Annotated in this window: 20 protein-coding genes and 1 pseudogene; 5 read left to right on the plus strand and 16 right to left on the minus strand. The window is 63.8% G+C overall.

The genetic code is table 11. The annotated features are described in order from the left end of the window. From rny to recA, 3 genes are all read right to left on the minus strand, one after another. Window positions 1-1,566, minus strand: a complete 1,566-nt coding sequence (rny, locus tag ACFMO3_RS02975) for a ribonuclease Y (RefSeq protein ID WP_376788951.1) — start codon at window positions 1,564-1,566, stop codon at window positions 1-3. 94 nt (window positions 1,567-1,660) lie between these two features. After that, entirely contained in the window at window positions 1,661-2,296 is a 636-nt protein-coding gene (locus ACFMO3_RS02980) for a regulatory protein RecX (RefSeq protein WP_376788952.1), read from the minus strand. An 83-nt stretch (window positions 2,297-2,379) separates the two neighbouring features. Next, window positions 2,380-3,441, minus strand: a complete 1,062-nt coding sequence (gene recA / locus ACFMO3_RS02985; protein ID WP_376788953.1) for a recombinase RecA — start codon at window positions 3,439-3,441, stop codon at window positions 2,380-2,382. Window positions 3,442-3,723: 282 nt separating this feature from the next. On the opposite strand from recA, the gene ACFMO3_RS02990 reads away from it, so the two are divergent. Next, window positions 3,724-4,917, plus strand: coding sequence for an AI-2E family transporter (locus tag ACFMO3_RS02990; RefSeq protein WP_376788954.1), 1,194 nt, complete (start codon window positions 3,724-3,726; stop codon window positions 4,915-4,917). On the opposite strand, the gene ACFMO3_RS02995 is transcribed toward ACFMO3_RS02990, so the two are convergent. Beyond that, a complete protein-coding gene (locus tag ACFMO3_RS02995; RefSeq protein ID WP_376788955.1) occupies window positions 4,853-5,080 on the minus strand; it encodes a hypothetical protein in 228 nt (75 codons plus the stop codon). The genes ACFMO3_RS02990 and ACFMO3_RS02995 overlap by 65 nt on opposite strands. Before the next feature lie 220 nt (window positions 5,081-5,300). Between ACFMO3_RS02995 and ACFMO3_RS03000 the strand changes: the two genes are divergently transcribed. The 4 genes from ACFMO3_RS03000 (at window position 5,301) to ACFMO3_RS03015 (ending at window position 11,876) form a co-directional block, all read left to right on the plus strand. Beyond that, window positions 5,301-6,188: an SH3 domain-containing protein gene (locus ACFMO3_RS03000; protein ID WP_376788956.1), complete on the plus strand. Its 888-nt coding sequence runs from the start codon at window positions 5,301-5,303 to the stop codon at window positions 6,186-6,188. 108 nt (window positions 6,189-6,296) lie between these two features. Further along, window positions 6,297-10,325, plus strand: coding sequence for an N-acetylmuramoyl-L-alanine amidase (locus ACFMO3_RS03005; RefSeq protein ID WP_376788957.1), 4,029 nt, complete (start codon window positions 6,297-6,299; stop codon window positions 10,323-10,325). Window positions 10,326-10,346: 21 nt separating this feature from the next. Further along, on the plus strand, window positions 10,347-11,360 hold the full coding sequence (locus ACFMO3_RS03010; RefSeq protein ID WP_376788958.1) for an MraY family glycosyltransferase: 1,014 nt from the start codon (window positions 10,347-10,349) through the stop codon (window positions 11,358-11,360). A gap of 84 nt (window positions 11,361-11,444) precedes the next feature. Continuing rightward, window positions 11,445-11,876 carry an SH3 domain-containing protein gene (locus ACFMO3_RS03015; RefSeq protein ID WP_376788959.1) on the plus strand — a complete coding sequence of 144 codons (432 nt, stop codon included), beginning with the start codon at window positions 11,445-11,447 and terminating at the stop codon, window positions 11,874-11,876. Window positions 11,877-11,961: 85 nt separating this feature from the next. On the opposite strand, the gene hpf is transcribed toward ACFMO3_RS03015, so the two are convergent. The 12 genes and pseudogenes from hpf to ACFMO3_RS03075 all read right to left on the minus strand — a co-directional run bounded on the left by hpf (window position 11,962) and on the right by ACFMO3_RS03075 (window position 25,154). Continuing rightward, window positions 11,962-12,501: a ribosome hibernation-promoting factor, HPF/YfiA family gene (gene hpf, locus ACFMO3_RS03020; RefSeq protein WP_376788960.1), complete on the minus strand. Its 540-nt coding sequence runs from the start codon at window positions 12,499-12,501 to the stop codon at window positions 11,962-11,964. A 132-nt stretch (window positions 12,502-12,633) separates the two neighbouring features. Further along, window positions 12,634-13,035: a ComF family protein gene (locus tag ACFMO3_RS03025; RefSeq protein WP_376789009.1), complete on the minus strand. Its 402-nt coding sequence runs from the start codon at window positions 13,033-13,035 to the stop codon at window positions 12,634-12,636. 135 nt (window positions 13,036-13,170) lie between these two features. After that, window positions 13,171-13,365: pseudogene (locus ACFMO3_RS03030) on the minus strand (double zinc ribbon domain-containing protein); the annotation flags it as partial. 25 nt (window positions 13,366-13,390) lie between these two features. Then, window positions 13,391-14,326 carry a type II secretion system F family protein gene (locus tag ACFMO3_RS03035; protein WP_376788961.1) on the minus strand — a complete coding sequence of 312 codons (936 nt, stop codon included), beginning with the start codon at window positions 14,324-14,326 and terminating at the stop codon, window positions 13,391-13,393. A gap of 4 nt (window positions 14,327-14,330) precedes the next feature. Beyond that, the gene (locus tag ACFMO3_RS03040; RefSeq protein WP_376788962.1) at window positions 14,331-15,302 is read right to left on the minus strand and encodes a type II secretion system F family protein; all 972 of its coding nucleotides are present in this window, start codon (window positions 15,300-15,302) and stop codon (window positions 14,331-14,333) included. Window positions 15,303-15,408: 106 nt separating this feature from the next. Next, the gene (locus ACFMO3_RS03045; protein ID WP_376788963.1) at window positions 15,409-16,809 is read right to left on the minus strand and encodes a CpaF family protein; all 1,401 of its coding nucleotides are present in this window, start codon (window positions 16,807-16,809) and stop codon (window positions 15,409-15,411) included. Between the two features lie 51 nt (window positions 16,810-16,860). Further along, on the minus strand, window positions 16,861-18,063 hold the full coding sequence (locus tag ACFMO3_RS03050; protein ID WP_376788964.1) for a CpaE family protein: 1,203 nt from the start codon (window positions 18,061-18,063) through the stop codon (window positions 16,861-16,863). A 71-nt stretch (window positions 18,064-18,134) separates the two neighbouring features. Further along, window positions 18,135-19,145 carry a Flp pilus assembly protein CpaB gene (gene cpaB / locus ACFMO3_RS03055; protein ID WP_376788965.1) on the minus strand — a complete coding sequence of 337 codons (1,011 nt, stop codon included), beginning with the start codon at window positions 19,143-19,145 and terminating at the stop codon, window positions 18,135-18,137. Between the two features lie 255 nt (window positions 19,146-19,400). Then, complete coding sequence (locus ACFMO3_RS03060) at window positions 19,401-19,946, minus strand: LPXTG cell wall anchor domain-containing protein (protein WP_376788966.1); 546 nt, start codon at window positions 19,944-19,946, stop codon at window positions 19,401-19,403. 230 nt (window positions 19,947-20,176) lie between these two features. Continuing rightward, window positions 20,177-23,272 (minus strand): hypothetical protein, encoded by a 3,096-nt coding sequence (locus ACFMO3_RS03065; RefSeq protein ID WP_376788967.1) that lies wholly within the window; start codon window positions 23,270-23,272, stop codon window positions 20,177-20,179. A 50-nt stretch (window positions 23,273-23,322) separates the two neighbouring features. Further along, window positions 23,323-24,633 carry a Tad domain-containing protein gene (locus ACFMO3_RS03070; RefSeq protein ID WP_376788968.1) on the minus strand — a complete coding sequence of 437 codons (1,311 nt, stop codon included), beginning with the start codon at window positions 24,631-24,633 and terminating at the stop codon, window positions 23,323-23,325. Between the two features lie 32 nt (window positions 24,634-24,665). Continuing rightward, window positions 24,666-25,154 (minus strand): TadE/TadG family type IV pilus assembly protein, encoded by a 489-nt coding sequence (locus tag ACFMO3_RS03075; protein ID WP_376788969.1) that lies wholly within the window; start codon window positions 25,152-25,154, stop codon window positions 24,666-24,668. Window positions 25,155-25,169 lie beyond the last annotated feature (15 nt).

Consider the following 25,169-nt stretch of genomic DNA (forward strand, 5'->3'; position numbering starts at 1 on the left):
TCAGCGGGCGATCTCCACCGCTCGGGTCTCCCGGATCACGGTGACCTTGATCTGCCCGGGATACTGCATAGTCTCCTCGATCTTGCGGGCGATCTCCCGGGACATCCGGATGATGGCGAGGTCATCCACCTCCTCGGGCTTCACGATGATGCGGATCTCCCGGCCGGCCTGAATGGCGTAGCATTCAGCGACGCCGGGATAGGAGCGGGCCAGGTTCTCCAGATCCTGGATCCGCTTGAGATACATCTCCAAGGTCTCCCGGCGGGCGCCGGGCCGGGCGCCGGAGATGGCATCGGCGGCCTCGACGATCACCGCCTCGATGCACTCCTGCGGGACCTCGTGGTGGTGACTGGCGATGCAATTGACCACCTTGGGCGGCGCCCCATAGCGTCGGGCCAGCTCCGCGCCGATCAGGGCGTGGGTGCCCTCCACCTGATGGTCTACGGCCTTCCCGATGTCATGCAACAGCCCACCCATCCGGGCGATCCGCACATCGGCGCCCAGCTCCGCAGCGATCATCCCGGCCAGCCAGGCCACCTCGACCGCGTGATGCAACTGGTTCTGACCGTAACTGGTTCGGAACTTCAAACGGCCCAGGAGGCGGATGAGCTCGGGATGCAGGCCGGTGACCCCTGCCGCGGCCGCGGCCTGCTGGCCTTCTTCCCAGATGATCCGCTCCACCTCCTCTCGAGCCTCGGCCACCACCTTCTCGATCCGCGCCGGATGGATCCGCCCGTCCTGGATCAGGCGGGTGAGGGCGACGCGGGCGATCTCCCGGCGCACCGGGTCATGGGAAGAGAGGGTGATGGCCTCTGGGGTGTCATCCACAATGATCTCCACCCCGGTGATCTTCTCCAGGGCCCGGATGTTCCGACCGTTCCGTCCGATGATGCGCCCTTTCATCTCATCGTTCGGCAGGGGCACCACCGAGACGGTCAATTCAGCGACCTGCTCGCTGGCGATGCGCTGGATGGCGGTGGCAATGATCTCGCGGGCGCGCTCCTCCGCCTGAATCCGGGCCTCAGCCTCGATCTGGCGGTAAAGGCGTGCCATATCCTCCCGCGCCTCTTTTTCCACCATCTCCAGCAGGGCCTGACGGGCCTGCTCGACGGTCATCCCGGCGACCTGCTCCAGGGCGGCCCGACGCTCCTCCTCAAAGCGGCTGATCGCCGCCTGCAGCTGAGCGCTCTGGCGATCCAGCTCCGCCTGACGCTCATTCAAACGGCGCTCCTGCTTCTCCAGCCGTTCCGCCCGGCGATCCAGCTCTTCCCGTCGATGACGCAGACGCTCTTCTTCCTTGCGGAGGTCAGCCCGCCACCGGCGTAGCTCCGATTCGGTCGCCTCCCGAAGGCGAAGGGCTTCATCTTTGGCCTGGAGAAGAAGCTCCGCCGCCTGTTGTTTGGCTTCCTCGAGCAGCCGTTGGGATTCCTGCCGGGCGGCTTCGATCTCGCTCCGGAGCTGTTCTCGAACCCGTTGCTGGACCAGTCGCTTTCCTAGGAACCATCCCAGCGCACCGCCGCCAATGACTCCCATTGCGGCCAGTGGGATAAGGATCAGCCAGTCCATGACGCATCCTGTCTGAGTTGAGATGCGGGAAAACCCCTGCTTCTGGAGATCTGGAGCGACCGGCCCCCAGCACCCCCATCGGACCTGCGCTGACTTAATCCTCCGGATCCTCCCCCTCCTCCTGCCCTAGGGTTCGAAGGATCTCCCCCACCAGCTCCCCATCGAACCCCCGGCGGATGAGGTATCCAGCCAGGCGCCGCCGGAAGGTGCGGGGATCCAGACCTTGCCACCTCCGGGCCCGTTCCCGGGCCAGGCGCAGGGCGAGGGCGCGTTCATCAGGAGAGGTCTCCTGGAGGACCTCCCGGATGATGGCAAGGGGAACGCCTTTGCGCCGGAGCTCGGCCTGGAGGGCCCGGCGGCTACGCGGCCGGAACGCTGTCCGACTCTCCACCCAGAACCGGGCGAAGGCCCGATCATCTACCAGCCCCACGCGCCGGAGCCGTTCCAGCTCCGCTTCCACAGTCTGAGCATCGAAGCCCTTCCGGCGCAGGTAGTCAGCGACCTCTCGTTCGCTGCGGGGGCGATAACTCAGGAACCGGAGGGCGAGCTCATGGGCCTGTTCCCGGAGATCTCGCTCCAGGAGCTGGCCGATCTCCTCATCGGTGAGCACCTGGCCCGGGCGCAGCCGCGCGGCCTCCACAGCCGTCAGCTGGAACGCCCGGTGGCCATCCAGATAAACGGCCACACGGCCGCTTTTCAGCGCTCGCAAACCGGTGATCCGACCGCCCATGAAGCCTCTGGGCGAAGAGAAATCCCTGGCGGGGAAGCGGGTCTCGTCTTCCTGGCCGGCGATCCCCGAGCTCCTCCGGCCGGTTATTCGGCCTCCAGGATGGGAACGGCCTCCTCGGCGCCCTCCGCGCTCACCCCCAGGCGTTTGAGGGAGGCCGCACGGGCGGCGTTTTCCCGGATCTGGCGCTCCAGCTCCTCCAGTAATTCCGGATGGGCTTTCAGGAACTCACGGGCGTTCTCCCGGCCCTGCCCCAGGCGGGTGTCTCCATACAGAAAGAAAGTGCCCCGCTTGGTGACCAGCCCCAGCTCGGTCGCCAGATCCAGGATATCCCCGGCCTTGCTGATCCCCTCATTGTAGAGGATATCGAACTCCGCCTCGCGGAAGGGCGGAGCCACCTTGTTCTTCGTCACCCGAACCCGGACCCGGCTGCCGATGATCTCGCCGCCCGCTTTCAGGTTCTGCAGGCGACGGATCTCCAGGCGGACCGAGGCGTAGAACTTGAGGGCCATGCCGCCGGTGGTGGTCTCTGGGTTGCCGAACATCGTGCCGATCTTCATCCGCAGCTGGTTGGTGAAGAGCATCGCCGTGTTGGACTGGCGGATGGCCCCAGCAAGCTTGCGCAGGGCCTGGCTCATCAGGCGCGCCTGGAGCCCCACGTGGGCGTCGCCCATCTCCCCCTCGATCTCCGCCCGTGGCACCAGCGCGGCCACCGAGTCCACCACCACGACATCCACGGCCCCGCTGCGAATCAGGGTCTCCGCAATCTCCAGGGCCTGCTCCCCGGTGTCCGGCTGCGCCACATACAGGTTATCGACATCCACGCCGCATCGCGCGGCATACTGGGGATCGAGGGCATGCTCCATGTCGATGAAGGCCGCGATCCCACCTCGCCTCTGAGCCTCCGCGATGACATGAAGGCAGAGGGTCGTCTTCCCGGAGGCTTCCGGGCCGTAGATCTCGGTAATCCGCCCTCGGGGGATCCCCCCTACGCCTAAGGCCAGATCCAGGGCCAGGGAGCCTGTGGGGATCACGTCCACCGGCTGCTGTGCCGCCTCCCCCAGGCGCATGATCGTTCCTTCCCCAAATCGTTTCGTCAGCGTTAACACCGCGGTCTCCAGGGCCTTTCGCCGCGCGTCGTTCCCCATCGCTCACCTCTCTCCACAGGCTGGGTCCGCAGACCGGTCGCCTCTCAGGACATCATCCGATGGATACCCCATGCTTTAAACATAGTTTACGTTTGGAGAGTCCAGCATGCAAACCTGTGCAGGGAACTCCACCGGCTTTGCCCCATCGGGCTCCAACCAGGAAGATAGAACATCCCCTCACGGGGGTTCGGACGGGAAGGCTTTGGGATGGGGAGCTCCGGCTTCTGCAAATCCCGGCGAACCGGACTAAGATGAAGAAGCCAGCTCGTAGAGGGGAAAGGCATGGTGCGAGTTCCCCGCTTGGTGCTGTTCTTGGTCGCCTTCGCGGCGCTCATTTATGTCACGGAGCGGTTGTGGCAGCTGTTCACCATGTTCGCCGACCTGGTCCGCATGCTGGCCCTGGCCTGGCTGCTGGCCTACGTGCTGCATCCTCTGGTGGCCTGGCTGGATCGCGGGCCGTTCCCCGAGCCATGGCTGGAGGGCCTGATCCGGCGGGGGGCACCTCTATGGCTTCGCGTCCTCACGCGCTTCCGGATCCCCTACCCCATCGGGGCCACGCTGGTTTACATCGGCCTGCTCGCAGCGATCCTGATCGGCCTGCTGCTGGGAGTGCCCCTGCTGGTTCCCCAGGCCCTGGAGCTCACGACGCTGCTCGCTTCCTATTTTCAGAAGGCGCCGGAGATCCTGGTGGAGCTCCAGCGGGATCTGGCCGCGCGCTTCAACGTCCCGGTGGAATCCCTGGCGATCCTTCCCTCCCGGGAAGCCTGGCAGGATCTGGCGCGGCTGGGGGCCGGGTGGGTGCTCCCCATCCTGGTGGAAACCGCGCGGCGGATCGGGGGCGGGCTGGTGGAATTCCTGCTGATCTTGGCCTTGAGCTATTATACGATGTTGGACTGGCACAACCTTTCCCGGCAGATCCTCGCGCTGATCCCACCGGCGTATCACGATGAGATCCGGGCGACCGCGGCGATCCTGGATCGCACCTTCGGGGGCTTCCTCCGAGGGCAATTGCTGATCGCGCTGATCAACGGGCTGGTGACCTGGGGGGTGATGGTGGCCTTCGGCGCCCCTTTTGCTGGCCTGATCGCCTTGCTCGCGGGGCTGGTCATCCTGATCCCTCTCATCGGAGCGCCCATCGCCCTCTGGGGGCCTCCGCTCACCCTATGGCTCCGGGGGGAGTGGAGCGCCGGGCTCTGGATGTGGATCGTCCTGCTGATCTACCAGCAGGTCCTTTTTCATCTCCTAGTCCCTCGCATGCTGGGGGAGGCCACCGGGTTGCCCCCTTTACTGACGCTGATCGCCGTTCTCGTGGGAGTGCGCCTCCTCGGCTTCTGGGGATTCATCTTCGCCATCCCAATAGCCGGCGCCGGATACAGCCTGGCATTTCTGCTGCTGACCTCCCGGAGCGCTTCTACCCGAGCGCCGGAGCCGTCCGCGGGATCACCGTCCATTGATCCGATCGAAGATCGTAAATGAGATCGAAGACCATTCCATCGGCGGTGCGCGCCCGGAATGCCAGCGTCTCCGGGGTTCGCCAGCGATGGAGGATCTCCGCCACCGCCTTCTCCGTTCCCTCCCATTCGAAAGATTCCGGTCGCTCCGGATAAGTCGATCCAGCGTAGCAACGCACCTTGGCCATGGCGGTCCTCCTGGTCAAAACGATTCCGGAGAAAGGGGGCGCCGAAAACCATCTCGGGTCTCAGAAGGCGATTCGCCGTTGCGCTCGGAAAGCATGCCGGCCCGGGAACTTCCCGGGCCCGCCCATCGTTATTTTAAATCGGGCCCGGAGTCTTCGGGCTGAAATCGAGCGATGACCCCAATGCTCTTCCTCACCTCTCTGGAAGAAAAGGAGCGTTCCGATGAGCATGAAAACGAAGATCGGGATGATCGGCATCGGGATGATCGGATGGCTGGCCGCATGTCAGATGGGCCACCCATCCCTCCCTTCCACGCCGACGGCTTCGCCGGTCCCTCCTCAGCAGGCGCCTACGCTGACCTTTACGCCCACGCCCCCCACCCTTCAGGGGCCCTTCACGGTGGTCCTAGTTCCGCCCACGGATCAGCTGAATGTGCGCGCTGGGCCAGGGCCCGATCAGCCGATCCTGACAACGTTGCCCCCGAACGCTTCCGGCCTGTTCCTCACGGGAAAGGAGGAGACCGTTGCGGGCGCCCGCTGGGTGGAGGTCCGCCTTCCCGACGGACGGATCGGCTGGGTGAACGCGATGTTCCTCACCCAAGAGGTGTCCCTCCAGGCGTTCTGCGCGGACCCCCAGGTAAACGCGTTGCTGGACCGGCTGGAGGCGGCCATCCGGGGGCGAGACGGCCCGGCGCTTGCGGCGCTGATCAGTCCCATCCATGGGCTGCGCATTCACGTCAGCCGCATCAGCGATCCCGTCCTGATCCGACCGGAGCAGGCGGCCACCCTCTTCACCGATGAGACGCCCATCCGCTGGGGTGTTCATCCGGCCAGCGCCATGGAGATCGTGGGTCCCTTTCGGCAAGCCGTGCTGCCGGATCTCCTGGACGTCATCGGTCGCCCCCACGAACGGCACTGCGGCCTGCTGGTGCCTCCGGTCACTTATCAGCCGGCCTGGCCGGAATCTTATCAAGGGTTCCAATTTTATAGCCTGCACCGGCCAGGCACCCCGGGCAATGAGCTGGACTGGCGAACCTGGGTCGTGGGCATTGCATATATAAACGGTCATCCCTATGTGGCCGTGCTTATGCAATTTTTCTGGGAGCCTTAGGGGTCTCCCCCTGAACTTTCCTGTTTGCTTTCGCCTTTCCTGTCGGATACACTCGTTGAGAACCATCCCACACTGGCTTCCCCCAATCCTTGGGAGCGAGCATGGGCCATGGGGATCTCCTGGGGACGATCGAGAGCCGCCACAGGGTTTTCCCGACGCCGGTGGCGGACGCTGCTCGCGCTGGCGCTGGGGATCGGCCTTCTGGCCCTCTTGGGGCTGGCGTGGCGAGGCATGGCGGCGGTGGCCCGCCCGCAGCCGGAGAGCTCCTCGATCTGCTTTTACATTGATCCTCTCGATAGCCGGGTCCGGTGCGCTCCTCGTTTCTTCTCTCAAGCCGCCACCACCATCACCGATCGGGTTTCCCTTCGCCTCCAGGCTCTGGTCGCCGGACCGACGGCCGAGGAACGGGCGGCTGGATGGTGGTCCCCCCTGCCCTCGGGAGCGCGTTTGGCCAGTTTCCAGTGGTCCGGTCATGGGCTCACGCTCTACCTGGAGCTGCCTGCCTCTTATCTGGAGCGGACCGGCGGGACGGAGCCGATGCTCAATCCGTGGACCATCGATCAGGCGGCTTATCTCTTTCTACGGCATCTGGAGCCCTTCGGGGTGCAAAACGTGCAGTTGATGGCCCGGAACCCCCAGGATGGTCGATTTTATGCCCTCTCCTGGTTCCTCCGAGAACCCCCGCCGGTCAATAAACCCACTGAGCTTGCGCGGGCGAGGGGGGAGCCTCTGGCCCCTATGAGCGCTGCCGGCCAGCCCCCTGCCTACAGCCGCCCTCAAGCTCAGGGGTTCCTGAGCGGAAAGGCCGTTTATCTGAGCGCGGGCCACGGCTGGTACTGGTATGCGCCGGGCAGTCGCTGGTTGACTCAGCGGGGGAACACCAATGGGCTGGTGGAAGATCTGAACAATGCGGAGACTGTCAACCAGTTCCTGATCCAGTATCTCTTTAACGCGGGGGCCGATGTCTGGCCAGTTCGAGAACGGGATATGAACCCCTGGGAAGGGATCGCGGACAATGATAACCCTCAGGTGTATCAGGAGCAGGGCTCCTGGTCCCCGGGCACCCTACCGGGCTATAACGGCGGCACCTACCGCACGACTCTGACAGCTCTGGGGGCGGTCACCGCCCAGGCCGTCTGGACCCTCATGCCGCCCCGGGACGGCATCTATGCCGTGTACGTCTGGTATACGAGTGGCTCGAACCGGAGCACTGACGCACAGTTCCTGATCGAGCATGCCGGGGGCCGCAGTGAGGTCCGGATCAACCAGCAGGGGCACGGCTACACTTGGCGCTATCTGGGCTCCTTCCCCTTCCGCGGCGGGCAGCCTGCCCGGGTGATCCTCACCAACCGGACCGATCGTCCGGAGAACCTGAACCGCGTGGTGGTGGCAGACGCCGTTCGAATCGGTGGGGGGATGGGCACCGTAACCGGGGATGGGCCCCCGCCCAGCCCCGGGCCGAGCGGGCGACCGCGCTGGGAGGAAGCCGCCCGCTACTGGGCGAAATACCAGGGGGCTCCGTCCTCGGTCTACGATCCTTTCCAATGCTCCACTTATAGCGCATGCGGAGATTTGATCGATGACGTAACCGCTCGCCCCCGTTATGCGGAGTGGGAGCGAGAGCCCTTCGATGATCCGGTTTACTTCTCGTTCCACACGAACGCTTATAATGGGACCCTGCGAGGGACGGAATCGTATGTTTATGACAACAGCGATCCGAACTACCGGCGAACGCCGGGAAGCTTGGAGCTCCAGGATGCGATCCACACCCAAGTGATCCAGGATATCCGGGCCGGCTGGGATCCGAACTGGATTGACCGGGGGAAGAAACAGGCCAACCTGGGGGAATTGCGCCTCCTTTCGACGATGCCCGGTGTTCTCCTGGAAGCGGCGTTCCATGACAACCCGCAGGACGCCGCCGCGCTCAAGGATCCTCGCTTCGCTATGCTGGTGGCCCGGGCGATCTACAAGGGGATCGTGCGCTATTACGCGCAGCGGGATGGCCGCTCCCCAGTCTTCCTGCCGGAGCCTCCCCAGGCTCCGGTGGCCCGTCAAACAGGGCCAGGCCAGGTAACGCTTTCCTGGCAACCTTCGCCCAGCGATGGCGGTGTGCTCCTGGGCCATCCGGCCACGGCCTACAAGGTTTATACCAGCACCGACGGATTCGCCTGGGGGGATGGGATTCTCGTTAACGGTACCTCCTATATGCTTTCCGGTCTGCCCGAGGGCACGACGCTCTTCTTCCGCGTGACCGGCCTGAACGCGGGCGGCGAATCCTTCCCTACCCCGGTCGTCGGGGTGCGGGTTGGGCCATGGGGCGCGCCCCGGCTGCTCCTCGTGGACGGCTTCGATCGGCTGGACGGGGCGATGCGGCCGACAGAGGATCTGGGGGGAAGCCTGGGGATAGTGACGCGGATGCCGATCGCCCGAATGAACGCCTTCGATGCGCTGGCCCATGTAGGCCGCGCCCTCGCAATGCCCTTCGATGGGGCGACCGATGAGGCCGTCTCCGGCGGGTCCATCGGCCTGGAGGGCTATCCCATTGTCCTGTGGCTGCTGGGCGAGGAGGGATTCTCGGAACCGACCCTGGACGACGGAGCCCGGGCCCGGTTACGCAGCTTTCTGGCGAACGGCGGGCGGCTGATCCTCAGCGGGTCCAACGTGGGCCAGGATCTCCATCAGCGGGATCCGGGCTTTCTAACCGATGCCCTCCGGACAGGCTTCGTCGCCGACGACGCCGGGACCCGGACCGTCCGCCCAGTTTCGGGAGGCCTGCTGGACGGGATTGGGGATCTGACTCTGGATGATGGAACGATGGGGAGCCACCGGGTTACCACGCCGGATGTGCTCGCCCCCGGGCGAGACGCGCAGGCTCTCATGCAGTATCCGGATGGGCAGGCGGCGGCGACGTTCTATGGCGCGCCATGCCCACAGGTGGCTGTCTTTGGGTTCCCTCTGGAAAGCGCCTGGCCGATAGCGGCGCGCGCGGCCCTCCTCTCTCGATTGCTGGACGCGATGATCCAATGTGGAGCGCCCCCCGAGACCACGATCACGACCCCTGCCCCCAATGCCTTGCTGAACCAGGTCCCGGTGATCGCTGGAACCGCTTCCCCTTCGGACATCACAGGGGTTCAGGTGGCGCTTCAGCGGACAGCGGATCAGCAATGGTGGACGGGGAATGGATGGGGCGCGGGGCTGGTCTGGCTAACCGCCACCGGGCGGCTTTCCTGGTCCTGGACGCCCCCATCCGATCTGGCGGATGGAACCTATGGCGTGCTGGCGCGGGCGGTGCGGGGGACGACGGTGGATCCCACACCGGCGGCGGTCACCTTCACGCTGGATCGAACACCCCCCGGGGTGCCGACGCTGATCACCCCCACGGTCACCGCCACGTATACGCCGCCCATTCGCTTCGAGTGGGCACCGACCGGATCGGAGCCTCCCGCCGGGTACGTGCTCATCCTCAACAGCGCCCGCTTCACCGTGACGGCGACCAGTTTCATGGCCAATCTGGTCCCCGGGGAGTATCAGTGGACGGTTGCCGCCTTCGACGCCGCGGGCAACCTCTCCAGCACACCGCCGCCCGTGCGGTTCTATGTCAGCCCGGGCGCTCGGGGATCCACACTGTATCTACCTCTGATCCTGCGGGGAGCGGAGACGACGCCGCCTCCACCGCCGGCCTGTGAGGAACGGCTGCGCAATGGAGGGTTCGAAGCCGATCTAACAGGGACCTGGGAGATCCTGAACCCGGGCGCTCCCATCGCGCGGATTCAGAGCCCGGTCTATGAAGGGCAGTGGGCCGTCCGCTTGGGCGATCTCCAGGCGACCTCCGCCTCTTACGCCACTCTCTGGCAGCGAGTGACCCTGGATGGCACCCGGGCCACCCTGACCTTGTGGCGTCTCCCGCAGATCCGGGATAGCGGAGATCGCTTCTACATCGGTTTCCGGAACGCACGCAATGAGTGGGTGCCTCTGCTGGTGGATCAGGCGAACACCGGGACATGGGGGCAAGTGAGCCTGGACCTGACGCCATATGTGGGGCAGATCATTACGCTGACGATCGGCGTTTACAATGATGGGAGGGGATTGGGGAGCGCGGCCGTTGTGGATGGGGTGAGCCTGGAGGTTTGTCGTTAAAAGAAAAGGGTGGGATGCTCGATGCGAGCACAAACGATGTGGTTGTTGATCCTTCTGAGCGCACTGGGGATCGCCATGCTGGTCACGCCGGTGGCCCGGGCGGTCGCCTTCCGGATCGGGATGGTGGACCATCCCGCCCCGCGCAAGCTTCACACCCGGCCGATCCCCTTGCTGGGTGGCCTCGCGCTCTACCTCGCGGTCCTGATCGCCTTGTTGGTGCTGGAGGATCGTTATAACCTTCCTCAGCTGGCGGGGATCCTGATTGGGGCCACAGCGGTTTCCTTTCTGGGGATCTGGGATGACCGGTGGGGGCTTCGGCCTCTGATCAAGCTCAGCGGGCAGATCCTCGTCGCCGGGGTTGTGATGGCCACCGGCGTCATGGTTTCCCTCTTCCCGTGGCCGATTCTAAACCTCCTGATCACTTTGCTCTGGCTGGTGGGGATTACGAACGCCTTTAACCTGATTGACAACATGGATGGCCTCTCGGGTGGGATCGGCGCGGTTTCCGCAGCCTTCTTCCTGCTTCTGGCGGCCCTGAACGGCCAGTATCTGGTGGGTGCCCTTTCGGCCGCTGTGCTGGGCGCCTGCATTGGCTTCCTGCGCTACAACTTCAACCCGGCTTCGATTTTCATGGGGGACGCTGGCAGCCTCTTTCTGGGTTTCCTGATGGCCGTGCTGGGGATTAAACTGCGCTTCCCCAATCATGCCGCCTTTGTCACCTGGATGGTTCCGGTGCTAGTGCTGGGGATCCCCATCTTCGACACCGCCCTGGTGATCGTCTCGCGGTTGCGCCGGGGCCTGAACCCGCTCACCACCCCGGGGAAAGATCATCTCTCCCATCGGCTGGTGCGGGCTGGGATGACCCATCGGGAGGCGGTGCTCCTCCTCTATCTAGCCCAGGCCGCGCTGGGGGCCCTGGCGCTGTTTGTGTCGATGGCCGGGATGCTGGAAAGCTATCTGATCGGGGCCTTCGTGGGGGGGCTGGCGCTCTGGGCCCTCTGGCGTCTGGAACGACCACCCTTCTGGGGGAGGTAGCCCGGCAACCTATCCGGGGCTCCGCCCACGGACATCTTACCCATCCGATTCCAACGACGCTCCATCGAAATCGGCGAGAAGAGCATGGGGAAGAAATGGCTTATGGGGATGGCGGGAGCCTTACTCGCGCTGGGGTTGTGCATCGGGCTGGCCCAATTTCGGCCTGCGGCCCGTCCCCATCTATCCCTTCCCGCCGTAACGGCGCGGGTGATTCTGATCACCCGCCTTCCAACGCCGAGCCCTCCCCCCTCGTTTTTACCCTCACCTTCACCCTCCCCCACCCGGGCACCGCGGGCCCAGCGAATGGTGATTACAGGAACGGGAGGCATCGGCCTGCGGCTGCGAAAAGGGCCGGGGCTTCTCTACCCTGTCGTCACGATTCTGGAGGAAGGGACATTCCTCCGGGCATTCCCGGACTCTGTCGAGGCGGATGGCCTGCGCTGGCGTTGGGTCCAGACGGAGGATGGGGCTTTCGAGGGCTGGGTAGCGGAATCCTATCTGGCCCCCGCGGAATAGTGCCTCATGCGGCGGCGAGCCAACCGCTCGCGAGGTGGGGGCTGCTATAGGCCGCCCTCCTCCTGCGAACACTGGGGAGGAGGGTTTATCCCAGCTCCGGCTGGATCAGCCCGTAGTTGCCATCCCGCCGTCGGTAGACCAGGTTGATGCTGGCCGTTTCTGGATTGTAGAAAATAAAGAAATCGTGGCCCAGGAGCTCCATCTGCTCGATGGCCTCCTCCGGTGTCATGGCCGTGATCTCGAACCGCTTGATCTTCACAATACGTCCCGCAGGGCTGCTGGTTTCCCCGAGGGAAGCGGACTCCAGCGACTCCGCGCGGATCCGTCCTTCCCGACGCCCTTTGAAGCGCTCAATCCGCCGCTCCATTTTATCCACCACGAGGTCGATCGCCGCCAACAGGTCAGCGTGACGTTCCTCGGCGCGCAGGAGGATACCCGGGGTCATCCGCAGTGTAAGCTGAGCGATCTGACGCTGATCCCGGCTTCGGGTGTTCTCCTGGGCCAGCTCCAGCTCGGCCTGAGAGATGGTGGGCAGAAATCGCTCCAGGCGCGCGATTCGCTTCCGAGCATATGTTTCAATCTGATCGGTGATCTCGAGGTTCCGCCCCCGAATAATGAGCTCCATAGCCTTCCTCCGACGTAGATGGAACTGGAGGGCTATCGCTGACCTTCTCCGAGTGGACCCGGGCCGGCCTGAGCTCCCAACCGGGCCTTTATTTTATTCATGAGGCCTGCGGGAAAAGCGCGACCGCTCGGCCTAACAATCCTCCTGTTGAAGGATCACGCGGGCCAGAGTGAACCCCCAGACCGATCGCGCCCCTGCCTGATAGAGGGCTGCCGCGCAGGCCTCCAGCGTCGCCCCGCTGGTGCACACATCGTCCACCACGACGATCCGCTTCCCCGATACCCAGCGGGGATCCGCCATGAAAGCCCCGCGCACATTCTCCCGACGGGCGTTCTGATCCAGCCCAACCTGAGAGGGAGTAGACCGGATCCGATGCAACGCTTGGAGGCAGAACGGAACCGCCACGCCCTCCGCCAGAGCCCGGGCCAGCATGGCGGCCTGATTGTATCCCCGCTGACGCTGGCGCGCCCTGGAGGCGGGGACCGGAACCAGCAAGTCAGCCTCCATCGCGAAGCGGGCCCATCCTTCCACCATCCCCACTCCCAGAGCCTGGGCGAGACGATACCGCCCATGGAATTTTAGCCGATGCAGTGCCCGCCGGATGGGGCCCGAATAAAGGTAACAGGAGCGGACGCCATCCAGCTGCAGGGGCGCCTTTTTACAACGGGGGCAGTGGGCTCCCCTGGACCATGGGAGGCCACATCGGAAACAGACGGGGGGTGCCAGCGGGCTCATCGCGGCCCCACAGGTTGGGCACCAGGGCCAGCCAGGACGCCCACATCCGGCACAACGAGGGGGAAACAGGAGGTCGAGCGCCTCCTCCCTCAGGCGAGCAATCCACCAGGAGAAGCGAAACGAGGACAAGGGATCCCCGACCGTTCTGAGAAATTCAACGCAGGAATCCGCCGCTGAACTGTTTGATCACGATCAACACGGCCGGCCCCAGAAGGACGACAAACATGGCCGGGAAGATCAGGAAGACCAGCGGGAAGAGCATCTTGATCGGGGCTTGTCGGGCCAATTCCTCCGCCCGCTGCCGGCGGCGCAGGCGCATCTGATCTGCCTGGATGTGAAGCACCTTGGCGATGCTGACTCCCAGCTGCTCTGCCTGAATGATCGCGGCCACAAACGTGGTCATCTCCGGTAGATCCACGCGGGCCGCCATATCCCGCAGCGCGTCCTTCCGGGAGCGCCCGAGGGCGATTTCCTGGAGCACCCGGGCGAAGGCTTTCCCCAGCTCGTTGTTCCATCGCTCCGCCACCCGCTGCATGGCCGCATCGAACCCCAGCCCGGCCTCTACGCAGATCACCAGCAGGTCCAGGGCGTCCGGGAGTGTTTTCAGGATCTCCTTCTTACGCCGGGCGATCTGTTGATTGAGCCAGAGCATCGGGTAATAGAAGCCCAGTCCGCCGATAGCCAGGCTCAGGGCCCATCGTTGGAGGGCCGGAGCGCGCAGCAGCAGCACATAGATCAGGCCGAAAAGGAAGAAGCCGGCCATGATCCGCAGCCCAAAGAACTCCGCCGCCCCCAGACGGACCGGGTTGCCTGCCAGCTCCAGCCGGCGCCGCGTGTCCTCAATGATCGATTGAGGCGTGAAGCGGCTGATGAATTCCGCGATCTGACGGAGAATAGGGACAATCACCCTTTGGGTGAAGGGAATCGAAAGCTCGACCTCCTCCAGTGTCACTGGCACATCCCGGGCAGCGAACTCCGCCAGACGGGCCTGGAGCACCTCTTCCTCACGGGGAGCGCCCAAGCCAATCACCAGGGCCACGGCGATCACCCCTACAGCCAGAATCCCCAGGACCAGAACCAGACTCAACATCTCCTTATACCTCGATCTGGACAATCCGTCGGATTACGAAGTAGCCGATCAGCATCATCACCGCTGTGCAGGCGACCATGAAGTAGCCTAGGATTCCACTGTTGAAGAAATTCAGCATATAGTTTCGGTTGATCCCAAACAGGACAAGGCCCAGCAAAATCGGGAGGACCATCAACACATACCCGCTGAGGGTTTGCTGGGCCGTCAAGGCTCGGATTTCCCCCTTGATCCGCACCCGCTCCCGAATGGTGAAACTGATGGTATCCAGGATCTCCGCCAGATTTCCTCCTATCTCGCGATGGATTAAGATCGCTGTGACCAGCATCTCCAGGTCATCGCTGTGCACTCGACGCAGCATGTTCTGGAGCGCCTGGTCGAGGGAGAGACCCAGCTGTTGCTCTTTCACCACCCGATCGAACTCAGTGGAGATCGGCGGAGGAAGCTCGCGGGCGACGGCCTCCATGGCCTGAAGAATGCTGTAGCCGGCGCGCAACCCATTGACCATCAGATTGATGGCATCGCCGAGCTGGGCATTGAAGGCCTGGAGCCGTCGTCGCTGCCGCCATGCGACATAGAAGCGCGGCGCAAAGAAGCCCGCGATCAGACCCAGCATGGCCAGAGGAAGGAACCGGAAGAACAGCTGGGCCAAGAGGAGCCCTATCATCGCCGTCAGGATCTGGATGACCAGGAACTCTCCCGGTGTGACCTTCAGATCGGCCCGGGCCAGCTGAAGCCGCAGATCCTCCGCGAACCCCCGCCCGGCAATGGCCCGATTCAAGCTTTCGCTGAACGGCATCGTCCGGCGAGGAGGGGTTGGGCGAGACGGCCCCTCACCCCGACGCCCTGGACGAGGAGCGGCATATCGCTCCAGCCGCTCCACGACAACTTCCTCCTCTTCCCCGCCAAAGATATAGAGAAGCAAAAGGATGAGGATCAGAATCCCTCCTCCGACCAGCACATACGTTTGCCAGGCCATAGCTTCCCCCTGCATCTTTACATTTCCCACGGCCCGGAGGGATCGGGGAAGGGGAGAAGAGCCATCCCCTTCTGGAATCCGGGCCAGCCGGCACAAGAACCGGTCGCTACCTTCGCCCGGCGCCGAAAATCGAGGGCGGCAGCCGGATGCCGGCTGCCTCTAAGCGGTCCATAAAGCGGGGGCGGATCCCAGTTGGGAGCAGGCGGCCAACGATCTTTCCACCTTCCATCCCGTATTGCTCGAACTTGAACAGCTCCGTGGTGGTGATCACCTCTCCTTCCAGCCCCTGGATCTCTGTGACCGAGATGATCTTACGGGAACCATCCCGCATGCGCGCCGTCTGGACGATCAGGTCGATCGCCATCGCGATCTGCTCCCGGATCGCCCGGTGGGGCAGATCCGTCCCCGCCATCAACACCATGTTCTCCAGACGGGCCAGGGCATCGCGGGGGCTGTTGGCGTGGATGGTGGTCATGGAGCCCTCATGGCCAGTGTTCATCGCCTGGAGCATATCAAAGGCCTCGCCGCCACGGCACTCGCCGACGATGATCCGATCCGGACGCATCCGCAGGGCGTTGATCACCAGATCCCGCATGGTGATCTCGCCCTTCCCCTCAATATTGGGCGGGCGGGTTTCCAAAGTCACCACATGCTCCTGGCGCAGCTGCAGCTCCGCTGCGTTCTCAATCGTGATGATCCGCTCCCCCTCCGGGATAAATCCGGAGAGGATGTTCAGCAATGTCGTCTTCCCGGAGCCGGTCCCGCCGGACACCACGATGTTGATCTTCGCCTGAACGCAGGCCTTGAGGAACTCCATCACCTCGGGCGTGGCCGAGCCCAGGCGGATCAGGTCGTCCACCGTAAGCGGCGTACGGTAGAACTTTCGGATGGTCACCACCGGGCCGATGAGGGAGATGGGCGGGATCACAATATTCACACGGGATCCGTCCGGCAACCGGGCATCCACGTAAGGCATGCTCTCATCCACCCGACGCCCCAGGGGGGCGACGATGCGCTCGATGATGCGCATTAAGTGCTCCTCATCCTCGAAGACCACATTCGTCCGCTCAATCTTCCCGTTGCGCTCGATGTAGACCTTCTTGGGGCCGTTCACCATGATCTCGGTGATGGAGTCATCTTTCAGCAGGGGCTCCAGGGGGCCGAAGCCCAGGATCTCAGCGACGATCTGCTCAAAGAGCCGCTGTCGCTCCAGGCGACTGAGGACGATGTGATCCTCCATCAGAACAGCATCGAACTTCTCCTCGATCATCGCCCGCAACTCGTCTGTGCGGGAGAAATCGAGAGTAGGCTCCAGTTCCGAGAGAAGCTTCGCCTGGATACGGCTCTTGAGGTCCACATATGCGTCCCGCATCCCCCCCGTCGTAGGGAGCGGACGACGGGGAGGGGCAGATGAGGGCTCAGGAGTCGGGACGGCGCGCGCCGGCTCAGGGTTCGGGGGAGTCGAGGGAGAGGGCTGGGCGCCCTGAATTCGCTTTAAGAGAGACATCGCTCCACCTCCTTAACGTTTCCTCCATGGTGGGAGAGCCCCTGCCCACTTTCAACGACTGCTCCGCTTTCGCGCCTCCTCGACCTCCTGAGGGGCGAACAGCGTCTCTTCGACCCGCCCGGCCAGCTGGAGGATCGCCTGAGCAATCGGTTTGGATCGCTGGGCCACCAATGGGGCCCCTTTATTGATGGAGCTCAGGACGGTGATCTCATCCCAGGGGATCTGAGCGCTCACCGGATGCTTGAGGGCCTGCTCCACCATCTCCGCGGTGATCCCGAAGCGGCGATCCATCTTGTTCATGATCATTCGAGTCTTCTGCGGTGGGTAGTTCAACTGGGTAATGACATCAAAGAACAGGCGAGCGTTCTTGATCGTCGGCACATCGGGGGTCACCACCAGCACGATCTGTTCTGCCTCGTCCAGGATCAGCAGCGTGGCATCCGTGAGCTGGGTGGCGGTGTCAATCACCACGATATCGAAGAGGGTTCGGGCCATGTGCAGGATCCGCCTCATCGCATCGGCGGTCACATACTCCGCCAGCTCCGGACGTGGGGGGGCCAGGAGCACTTTCAGCCCGGAGGCATGGGACACCAGGGAGAGGGTGAAGGCCTCCGGATCCATCTCCTCCAGCTGGGCCAGGTCCGCAATGCTACGGGGCCCCTGCAAATTCAGGAACACCCCGATGTCTCCAAAGGGCAGGGAGGCGTCGATCAGGACCACACGGCGCTCTGGCTTTTGCAAAGCCACGGCAAGGTTCACGGCGATGAGCGTGGTGCCTACTCCTCCCTTGGGGCTGTAAACCGCCACGACCTTCCCTTGAGCGCCACGCCCACCTCCGGGCAACGGACCCGTTGGGGGCAGCACTGGCGGCGGCCGGCGCATCCGATGGACCCGACGAACGGTGGCCACCAGCTCGTCGGCCGAGAAGGGTTTGGAGAGAAAGTCTCGAGCTCCGGCCAGCATCGCCCGCCGCAGATAGTCCGCATCGCTCTGAACCGACATCATCACCACCTGGGTGAGGGGCGCCACCTCCATAATTTGCTCCACCGCCGCGATCCCGCTCATCCCCGGTAGGTTGATGTCCAGCAGGACGACATCCGGCTGAAGGTCCCGGGCCAGCCGGATCCCCTCCTCCGCGCTGGCTGCGCTGCCCACCACCTCAATGTCCGGCTCAAACATGAGGAGCTTCTTCAAATTCTCTCGCGTCTCGCGGACATCGTCCACGATCAACACACGAATCCGCGCGTCCGCCATCGGATCTCCTCGACGGGCACAGTCTGGAATGCCTAAACCGATCGGAGGCCCACCCTTGTCCCACCCGGAGCTCAGCGGCATGGCTCCCGGGCGAATTGATCGGGACAGCCTGGCGTGTTATCTCGAGCCAAGCCGAAGCGTCCCGGAGGCGGAAGCGTGATCCCGATCCGCTGGATCAGCCAGCCCAACGTCACTGGATCTGTCCGCACCAGCTGGTTGTCTGTCGGATTGCGCAAGGCCAGATCTATCACGGCCCCCGATTCCCGTAGCCACTGCAGGATCAAGGCGTCCTGAGGTTCCACCAGCAGCGTGATATATTGTTGACGCGGCATGGGCGTGGGCGTCGGTGTGGGCCCAGGAGCGGGGGTCGGTCCGGGGGTTGGAGCGGGGCGGCGAGGCGACTCGAAAGGCCCCACGGAAAGAACTTCCACGTTCTGGAGGACCAGCTGGCTGACTGGGAAGATCGTCTGCTGGTCCGGCTTCACCACAGCGGCCTGAGCGGCAGCCCCGGGCTCCACCCCCAGAGCTTTCAGCCGGCTGAAAAGATCCTCATCCAGGATCTGAGGATAAAACTCTCCCTCCGCCGCCTGCTTAACGGGAACAAACCGGAACGTCACCAGGACATCCACCCGATCTCCAGGCGCCAAGTTGAAGGCCACCGCGCCCGCCTCATCCACCGGGATGGGGAAGGCCACTTTACCGGGTGGCACGAAGAAGCTGGCCTCGGATCCCCGCCGTCCCACCTCCGCAGGCTGGACCGTCAGATCCTCCGGCACGATGGGCTTCTGTCGGGGGATATCCACCCGCGCCACCTTCCCGATCACCGCCTTGGGATCGGTAAAGGCGCCTTCTGGAAGAACCTCCACCGGCCATCCCCGCAGCGTCACATCCGATTCGCTGATCACGGCGCCACGAGGGATGTTCTGTGCGGCAATCACAATGGATTGCAGGAAGGGCGGCGTAGGGGTGGCCGTTGGAGCAGGCCCCGCCGCAAAGCGCGGCAACAGCCATAGCGCCGCTCCCATCAAGACCAGGATCAGCAGGATCAGCAGCAACAGCGTCCGATTTCTGCGCCGGCGCATTTCCCGCCTCCCGTGGATAATCTCCCGCGCTCGCCTCGAGCGGATGGCTCCAGACTGGTTCCACCGCAGGCCTGATCTCCACCCGGCACCGCTCCTGGAAGACAGAAGCTTTTCCGGTTATCGTCTATTATATGCCTTTTCCAATCTTTCGGAATCGGCGCTGGGCCTCCGGGGTCAGGCTTTCCGGGTCATGCCTCTGTAGATGGCCAACAAGGAGCGGGCTTGATGGGATGGGGAAGCCCTCCCTTGAAAACATCATCCTGAGGGATCTCCCCTTCGCCCGCGGGACCGCCGGTGCCATGCCAGCCAAACTGCCAGCAGCGCCAATCCCCCTCCGGCCACCGGCCCCCACAACGCTCCCCCTGTCTGCGGCAACCGAGCCGCGTCCAGACGCGGCGGAACGGTTCCCGGCACAGGGCTGTGCAATTCCCCCGACGGGGGTGGCGGTGGCGGAGGAGGAGCAAGAGTCCCCGTGGCCACCGGGGTCGGGGATGGCATAGGGGTATACGTCGCCGTAGGCCCAGGGGGCAACGGAGTAGGCGTTAGACCGGGTGTGGGAAACCCAGAACCCGTGGGCGTCGCCGTCGGCATGGGCGTCCCGGTCGGCGTGTCCGTCGGGGTCGCCAGCGGAGTGGCCGAAGCAGTCAGGGTCAGAGTCGGAATAGGCGTGGGCGTCCAGGTCGGCGGCGGCGTAGGCGTGGGGCCGGGGGTCGGGAATTGCGCCCCGGCCGGCCGGACTTGGCTCCCCACCACCCCCAGGATCAGCACGCTTCGCAGGCTGCTCCAGAGGAGTCTCCGCATGGGAACCTCGAATCAAACGGACGGCGCGTCCGAGACTGTTCGGTCGCGGTGGGCCCGACGGCATCGCCTGCAAGTTTGGAAAGCATTATATCGCATTTCGATTCACCAGGAAGGTCATCCGGCAAGGGGATCGCTTTCCCCGCGTTCGAAAACGAAAGAGGGGTTCGGCCACCGCGCGTCCCTTCTCGAATTGAGTCCTGGCACCTCGATCTATCGGATGGCCGAGGAGCTCATGGGCCGCGCAGGACCAGCGGGAGGAACATTCGGAAGCTCCACCCGATCCATACTTCAAGGGTCTCGTTATTGCCCTCGTTGACCTCCATCACACAACCCCGTGCCGGATCCCCTAACCCGGGAACCGGCGCATCCACCATCGCCTGCAAACGGGAGATCGAGATCGCCTCAGTGGTCGTGTAGACGAAGGTCTGGGAGAGGCTTTCCCCGGGAGCCAATCGCTGGGCAGGGATGCTGAAATAGCGGCTGGCGGCAGGGTTCCCATTGATCTTCAAGCCGATCAGCATCCACCACGGCGCGCAGCCCAGGGTGCCGCTGAGCGGACGGGCGGTTCCAGGGCCAATGTTGGTCACCCTCAATGTAAATGTAAGCGTTCGAGTAGGGTTGTCTTCCTGATACTGAATCGAATCCGGCAAGATGGCGGCCGTGAGATCCGGCCCGGCCAGGGCGGTGACGTCGGAGGCCTGGAAGACATCCATCAGGGGAACGCCGGCCGTCCCGAAGGAGCGGGCAATGACCGTGTTGGTGAAGGCGACCACGTCGGAGAGATTGGCGGAGACGCTGATTTGAGCCTTCTGGACGAAGGAAACCGTGGCCCGCGGGCCCAGGGCGGGCAGCGTGATCACTGCCTGCCCCCACCCGACGGGCAGGTCCACGAAAGCAATCCATGGCCACCCGGTCAGCGTGTCGGTAATCCGAACATCCGTGACCGTCACCCACCCGGTATTGGTGACCGTGACTGTGTAATAAAGTACATCTCCGATATCCGCCTGACTCCGGCCATCGGTTTTGGAGATCTCGAGAGCGTAGGGCTGACGCACCAGGTGGGCAACACTCCCAAGCGGAATCGGGATCGCACCGGAGAGGGCCGCGGTGGCGGTGAGCCACACGCCATCGGCAATGAAAGCGGGATCCGTGATCCGCACGGTCCAGGTGAGGGCGGCAGCCATCCCCGCGCTTAGGCCGGGCAGGTCCCAGCGGAAGGTTGGCCATGGGTCCGTGAGCACCGAACCCATGGAGACCTGCACGCCATTGGGAATCGGGACGATCGGGCTGGGAAGCTGGCCGAAGATCTCCAAAGCCCCACTGGCTGCCGACGCCGTGTTCGTCACTCGAAGCGTATAGGTGAGCAACGCCCCCGGGGAAACGATACTCCCGGCAGGCGGAAGAGCGCCGAGCGTGCCGGTCAGCGCCGCCACCGGATGGATAACTGGGTTGCTGGCAAGCGAGCCGAACTCATCGGTTTGCAACACGGCCTGGTTCTGGATCTCGCCACCTCCTGCGGATACGGTGACGGCGAAGGAGAACGTCAGAATCCCGCCCGGGGCAAGGGAGGCAATTTCCCCCAGCCATCCATTGGAGGCGACCGTCCACGAGAGGCCCCCGGAAGCGGAAGCGGAGCCTCCCACATAAGCGGTTCCGGTAGGGAAGAGATCGACCAGACGGAGGCCGTGCAGAGTGGCGCCACTGTCGTTCGTCAGGACAACCGTGTAGGTGATCCGATCTCCCGGCCGCACCGAGCTTCCTCCCGGGGGCATGGCTTGCTTCAACCAGGTGGGTGGCCTGTCTGGGACCTCATAGCGCAGATCGGCCCGGAGCAAGGAAGGCGCCGTGAGGGGGTTTGTGGTGCTGAGCGCCACTTCATACTGTAAGGATTGAACATAGAGATTGAGGGGAATGGAGAGCGTAACCGCCCCCGTCTCAGTGAGCGGTGTCCATGCGCTCCAATCACTCCAGGGGAAGCCATCCTGGCTCTGGGATCGAATACGAACTGCGGCGTCTGTTCCGGGCGGGCGCATGAACTGAAGATCCAGAGTCAACAACAGCCGTCGCTGATCCAGATGGAAGGGCGGGGCCAGATAGTGCCCATTGGATACGAAGAGGCCTGCTCCCTCCGCGCTCAGGCGGCCGGCGTTGATATGGGTCAGCGGAATGTTGGCATACCGGCCTCCGATCACATAAACCCAACCATCCGGCAACACCACCATGGCATGGGCGCTGCGAGGCGGCGTGATCAGGCTGGTCGCCGTCCAAGTGATGACCTCCCCCGTGTCCGCGAGCACACCCGCTCGCACATCCCGGCTGGCATCGCTGAAGTTGCTCTGTAGCCCTCCACTAGTCAGTAAGAGACCGCGATAACCAATGGCGGCCAGTTCCACCAGATTGTTATCCAGGAGCGCCGTGCGCGTGAAGGGTCCAAGGAGCGTCCCGTCCCCCAGAGGCGCGAACCAGACCTCGAACAGAGGCAGGCTGCTCGTCCCGGTCATTCCTCCGATCACATAAAGAGCACCCTGCTCGGCGACCGCTGCGTGCCGCCACAGGGGATAGGGAAGCGTCCACGAAAGGACTTGCCAATGGGTGATCTGACCCGTGACCGGGTCAGGCCGCGCCGCATAGATGAGGTCACGAACCTGGAAGCCCTCTGAAATCCCCCCCAACACATAGATCCATCCACCCCATGCGACAACCGCCATGTTCGTCAGGCTGATGGGCAGAGAAGCCGTCGTCGTGAACGGCCCCAGGGAGCCGTCCGGCTGGATCCGGGCGTAGACCACCATCCGCTGCGGCGCCCCCGGGGCGATGGCCGGCTGGTTTTGCCCGCCGATCACATAGAGAAAGTTGTTCACCACCACCGCCCCCCCATATGCGATCCCGGAAGGGAAGAAGTCCGCGAGGTTTGTCGAAACCGTCACCCAGGGAGTGAGATCATGATCGGAGCGGACGGTGGCCGATTGCACAAGGAATGGGCCTGCGATCATGTCGTTGCTCGAGGCCAATCCTCCCATGACATAGAGGCGGCTCGCCGTATAGACGGCCATATGACCCCAACGGGGGATCAAGCCAGCCGTTACCACCGTGGTGATCCACTCTCCACTCAGCCCGGCCCGAAGGAGGGAGACGGCGCCATCTCCCATATTCGCCAGCCCGGTACGGAGGAACTCTCCCGCGCTGAAATCGGCCCAGGTGGTCTGAGAGAGGGTCTGGACGCCCGCCTCAACCCGGCGGCCCATAGACAGAAGGAGAACAAGAAATCCCACCCCTCCCAGGAGAAGCCCCGCCACAACCCGATGCCAACCTCTGCGCATTCCCATACCCCGGATCCTGGGTGGAGAGATCGAGATCGGACTCGCCGGAAGCCTCCTCATCGGAACAGGAAGAGTTGAGGAGGGGTGGTCGGGCAGGCGTTATCGTTATAGGTCAGCTGGAAGTTTGCCCCGGAGACATCGACTTCGTAGCCGAAGATGGCGCCGTTCCCGGTGAACCCCTGGCTGCCCGAGAGGTTCACCAGACCGTTCGGGGCGTAGATCAGGCCTTCCCATGCGATCCGGGAATACGAGAGCTGGATCGCCCCGTTGTTGGTGTCATTCGAGGTCGAGAAGAACAGGAGCTGCCCCTTGCCATCGGGCTCCTTGTAGAATCCTTTAAAGTAAGCCTGATCGTTGTTCGAACTCGTAGACTTGATCGATCCATTGGTGACGACAGTGATGGTGACCGTCCCCCCACCCTGGATCGTGACATCGCCGTTGACCACGTAGAGCCCATCGCAAAGTTTATAGGAGCCCCCACCGTTGCTCCCGGGGGAGGGGCAGGAGCCGCTGGATTTCAGGGTGATGGAACCGTTGAAATAATACCGCCGGCTGGAATCGACCTGGTTCCATTTCGCGCCACCGGGCAGGAAGTCCTCATACCGGTAGAACGGCGGCATCGGGATGTAGCTGCCCTGCTGGGTGGTCTGGCATGTCCCGTTTCCTTTCTTCTGAGTCACGTAATCGCAGACCCCGTTGATATACATTTGCTGGCTGATGTTAATATCGGCGTTGGAATGGATGTTGCCGTTGACCACCCCAGCCTGGCCGCCGCCAGTGGCCTTGAGCACGTTGGGCTGGCAGTTGCCGGTACACCCCGCAAAAATCGCCCAGCCATTGCAAGAAACCGGAGGCTGATAGACGGCCACCGCCTGGGCGCTCACCCGCAGGTTCGCCTGGCCGATCACTTGCGCGATGAAGGCCGAGAAGGGATTCCAGACCACCACGCGAATCCCCTTGACCTCTTGGGTGCCGATCTTCGCCGGCACGAAACCACCACCGACCGGACTGAGGACATTCCCATCCGCGTCGGTGTAGAAGATCTCGATATTGTTGTTATAAGCGTCTCCCGGTTGACCCGAGGTGTCGGGAATGCCGTGGGCCTCCACCGCAGCGTTCACCGCCTGCCGCAAGGATGCCTCCGGGCAGCCATACCCATGGGGATTACTGCACCATGGCTGGGGGTTCCAGAGAAAGCGGGCCCCGGTCAGGGCCCCAGCGTCCGCCCCGTTCTGAGCCCGTCGGCGCTGGCCGTAGGCATTGCTGCCATCCAGGGCCAGGGCCGTAAGGGCCAGAAGGCCGATGAAGGCGATCGCGATGAGCACCAGTGCCTGTCCACGATTCCACCCTTTCATCCTTCCACCCATGGGAGCGCCTCCTGATCGGTCCGCATCACACCTTATGGGCACGCTCCGGATCCATGGTTGAGGGCCCGCTGCACCGCATAAGCCCGCAGCCTCACCTCCGGGCCGAACACCACCTGCATCACAGGCGTGATCATCGTAAATGAATATGAGGTGGAAACCGTGATCGGCGTGCCGAAGCAGATCTGTCCCGGATTGTTCGGCATGATCACGATCGTGACCCGGTAGGGATCCAGAGGAGTTCCGGGCGTGTGCTGGATCGCGATGAACGTTCGATCGTAAGCGTTATTGGGGGTCGCGCATGAAGGCCCGTCGGCCGCGCTGATGCAGCGCGGATTCATCGCCGCGTAGAGCGCTCCCTCGCCCGCCGCATCCTGGATCGCCACCCACGCCATATACATCCGGCCCAGATCCAGCACCCCGGTGAGCAACAGCAACAACACGGTGGCCGCCAGAGCGAACTCCACCAGGCTCTGGCCGCGCTGGCGATGATCATGAAAGCAGTGATTCCAGCCGGATCCCACTGTCCTCTCCCCCCG

This window comes from Thermoflexus sp., assembly GCF_042408815.1.
Taxonomy (GTDB): Bacteria; Chloroflexota; Anaerolineae; order Thermoflexales; family Thermoflexaceae; genus Thermoflexus.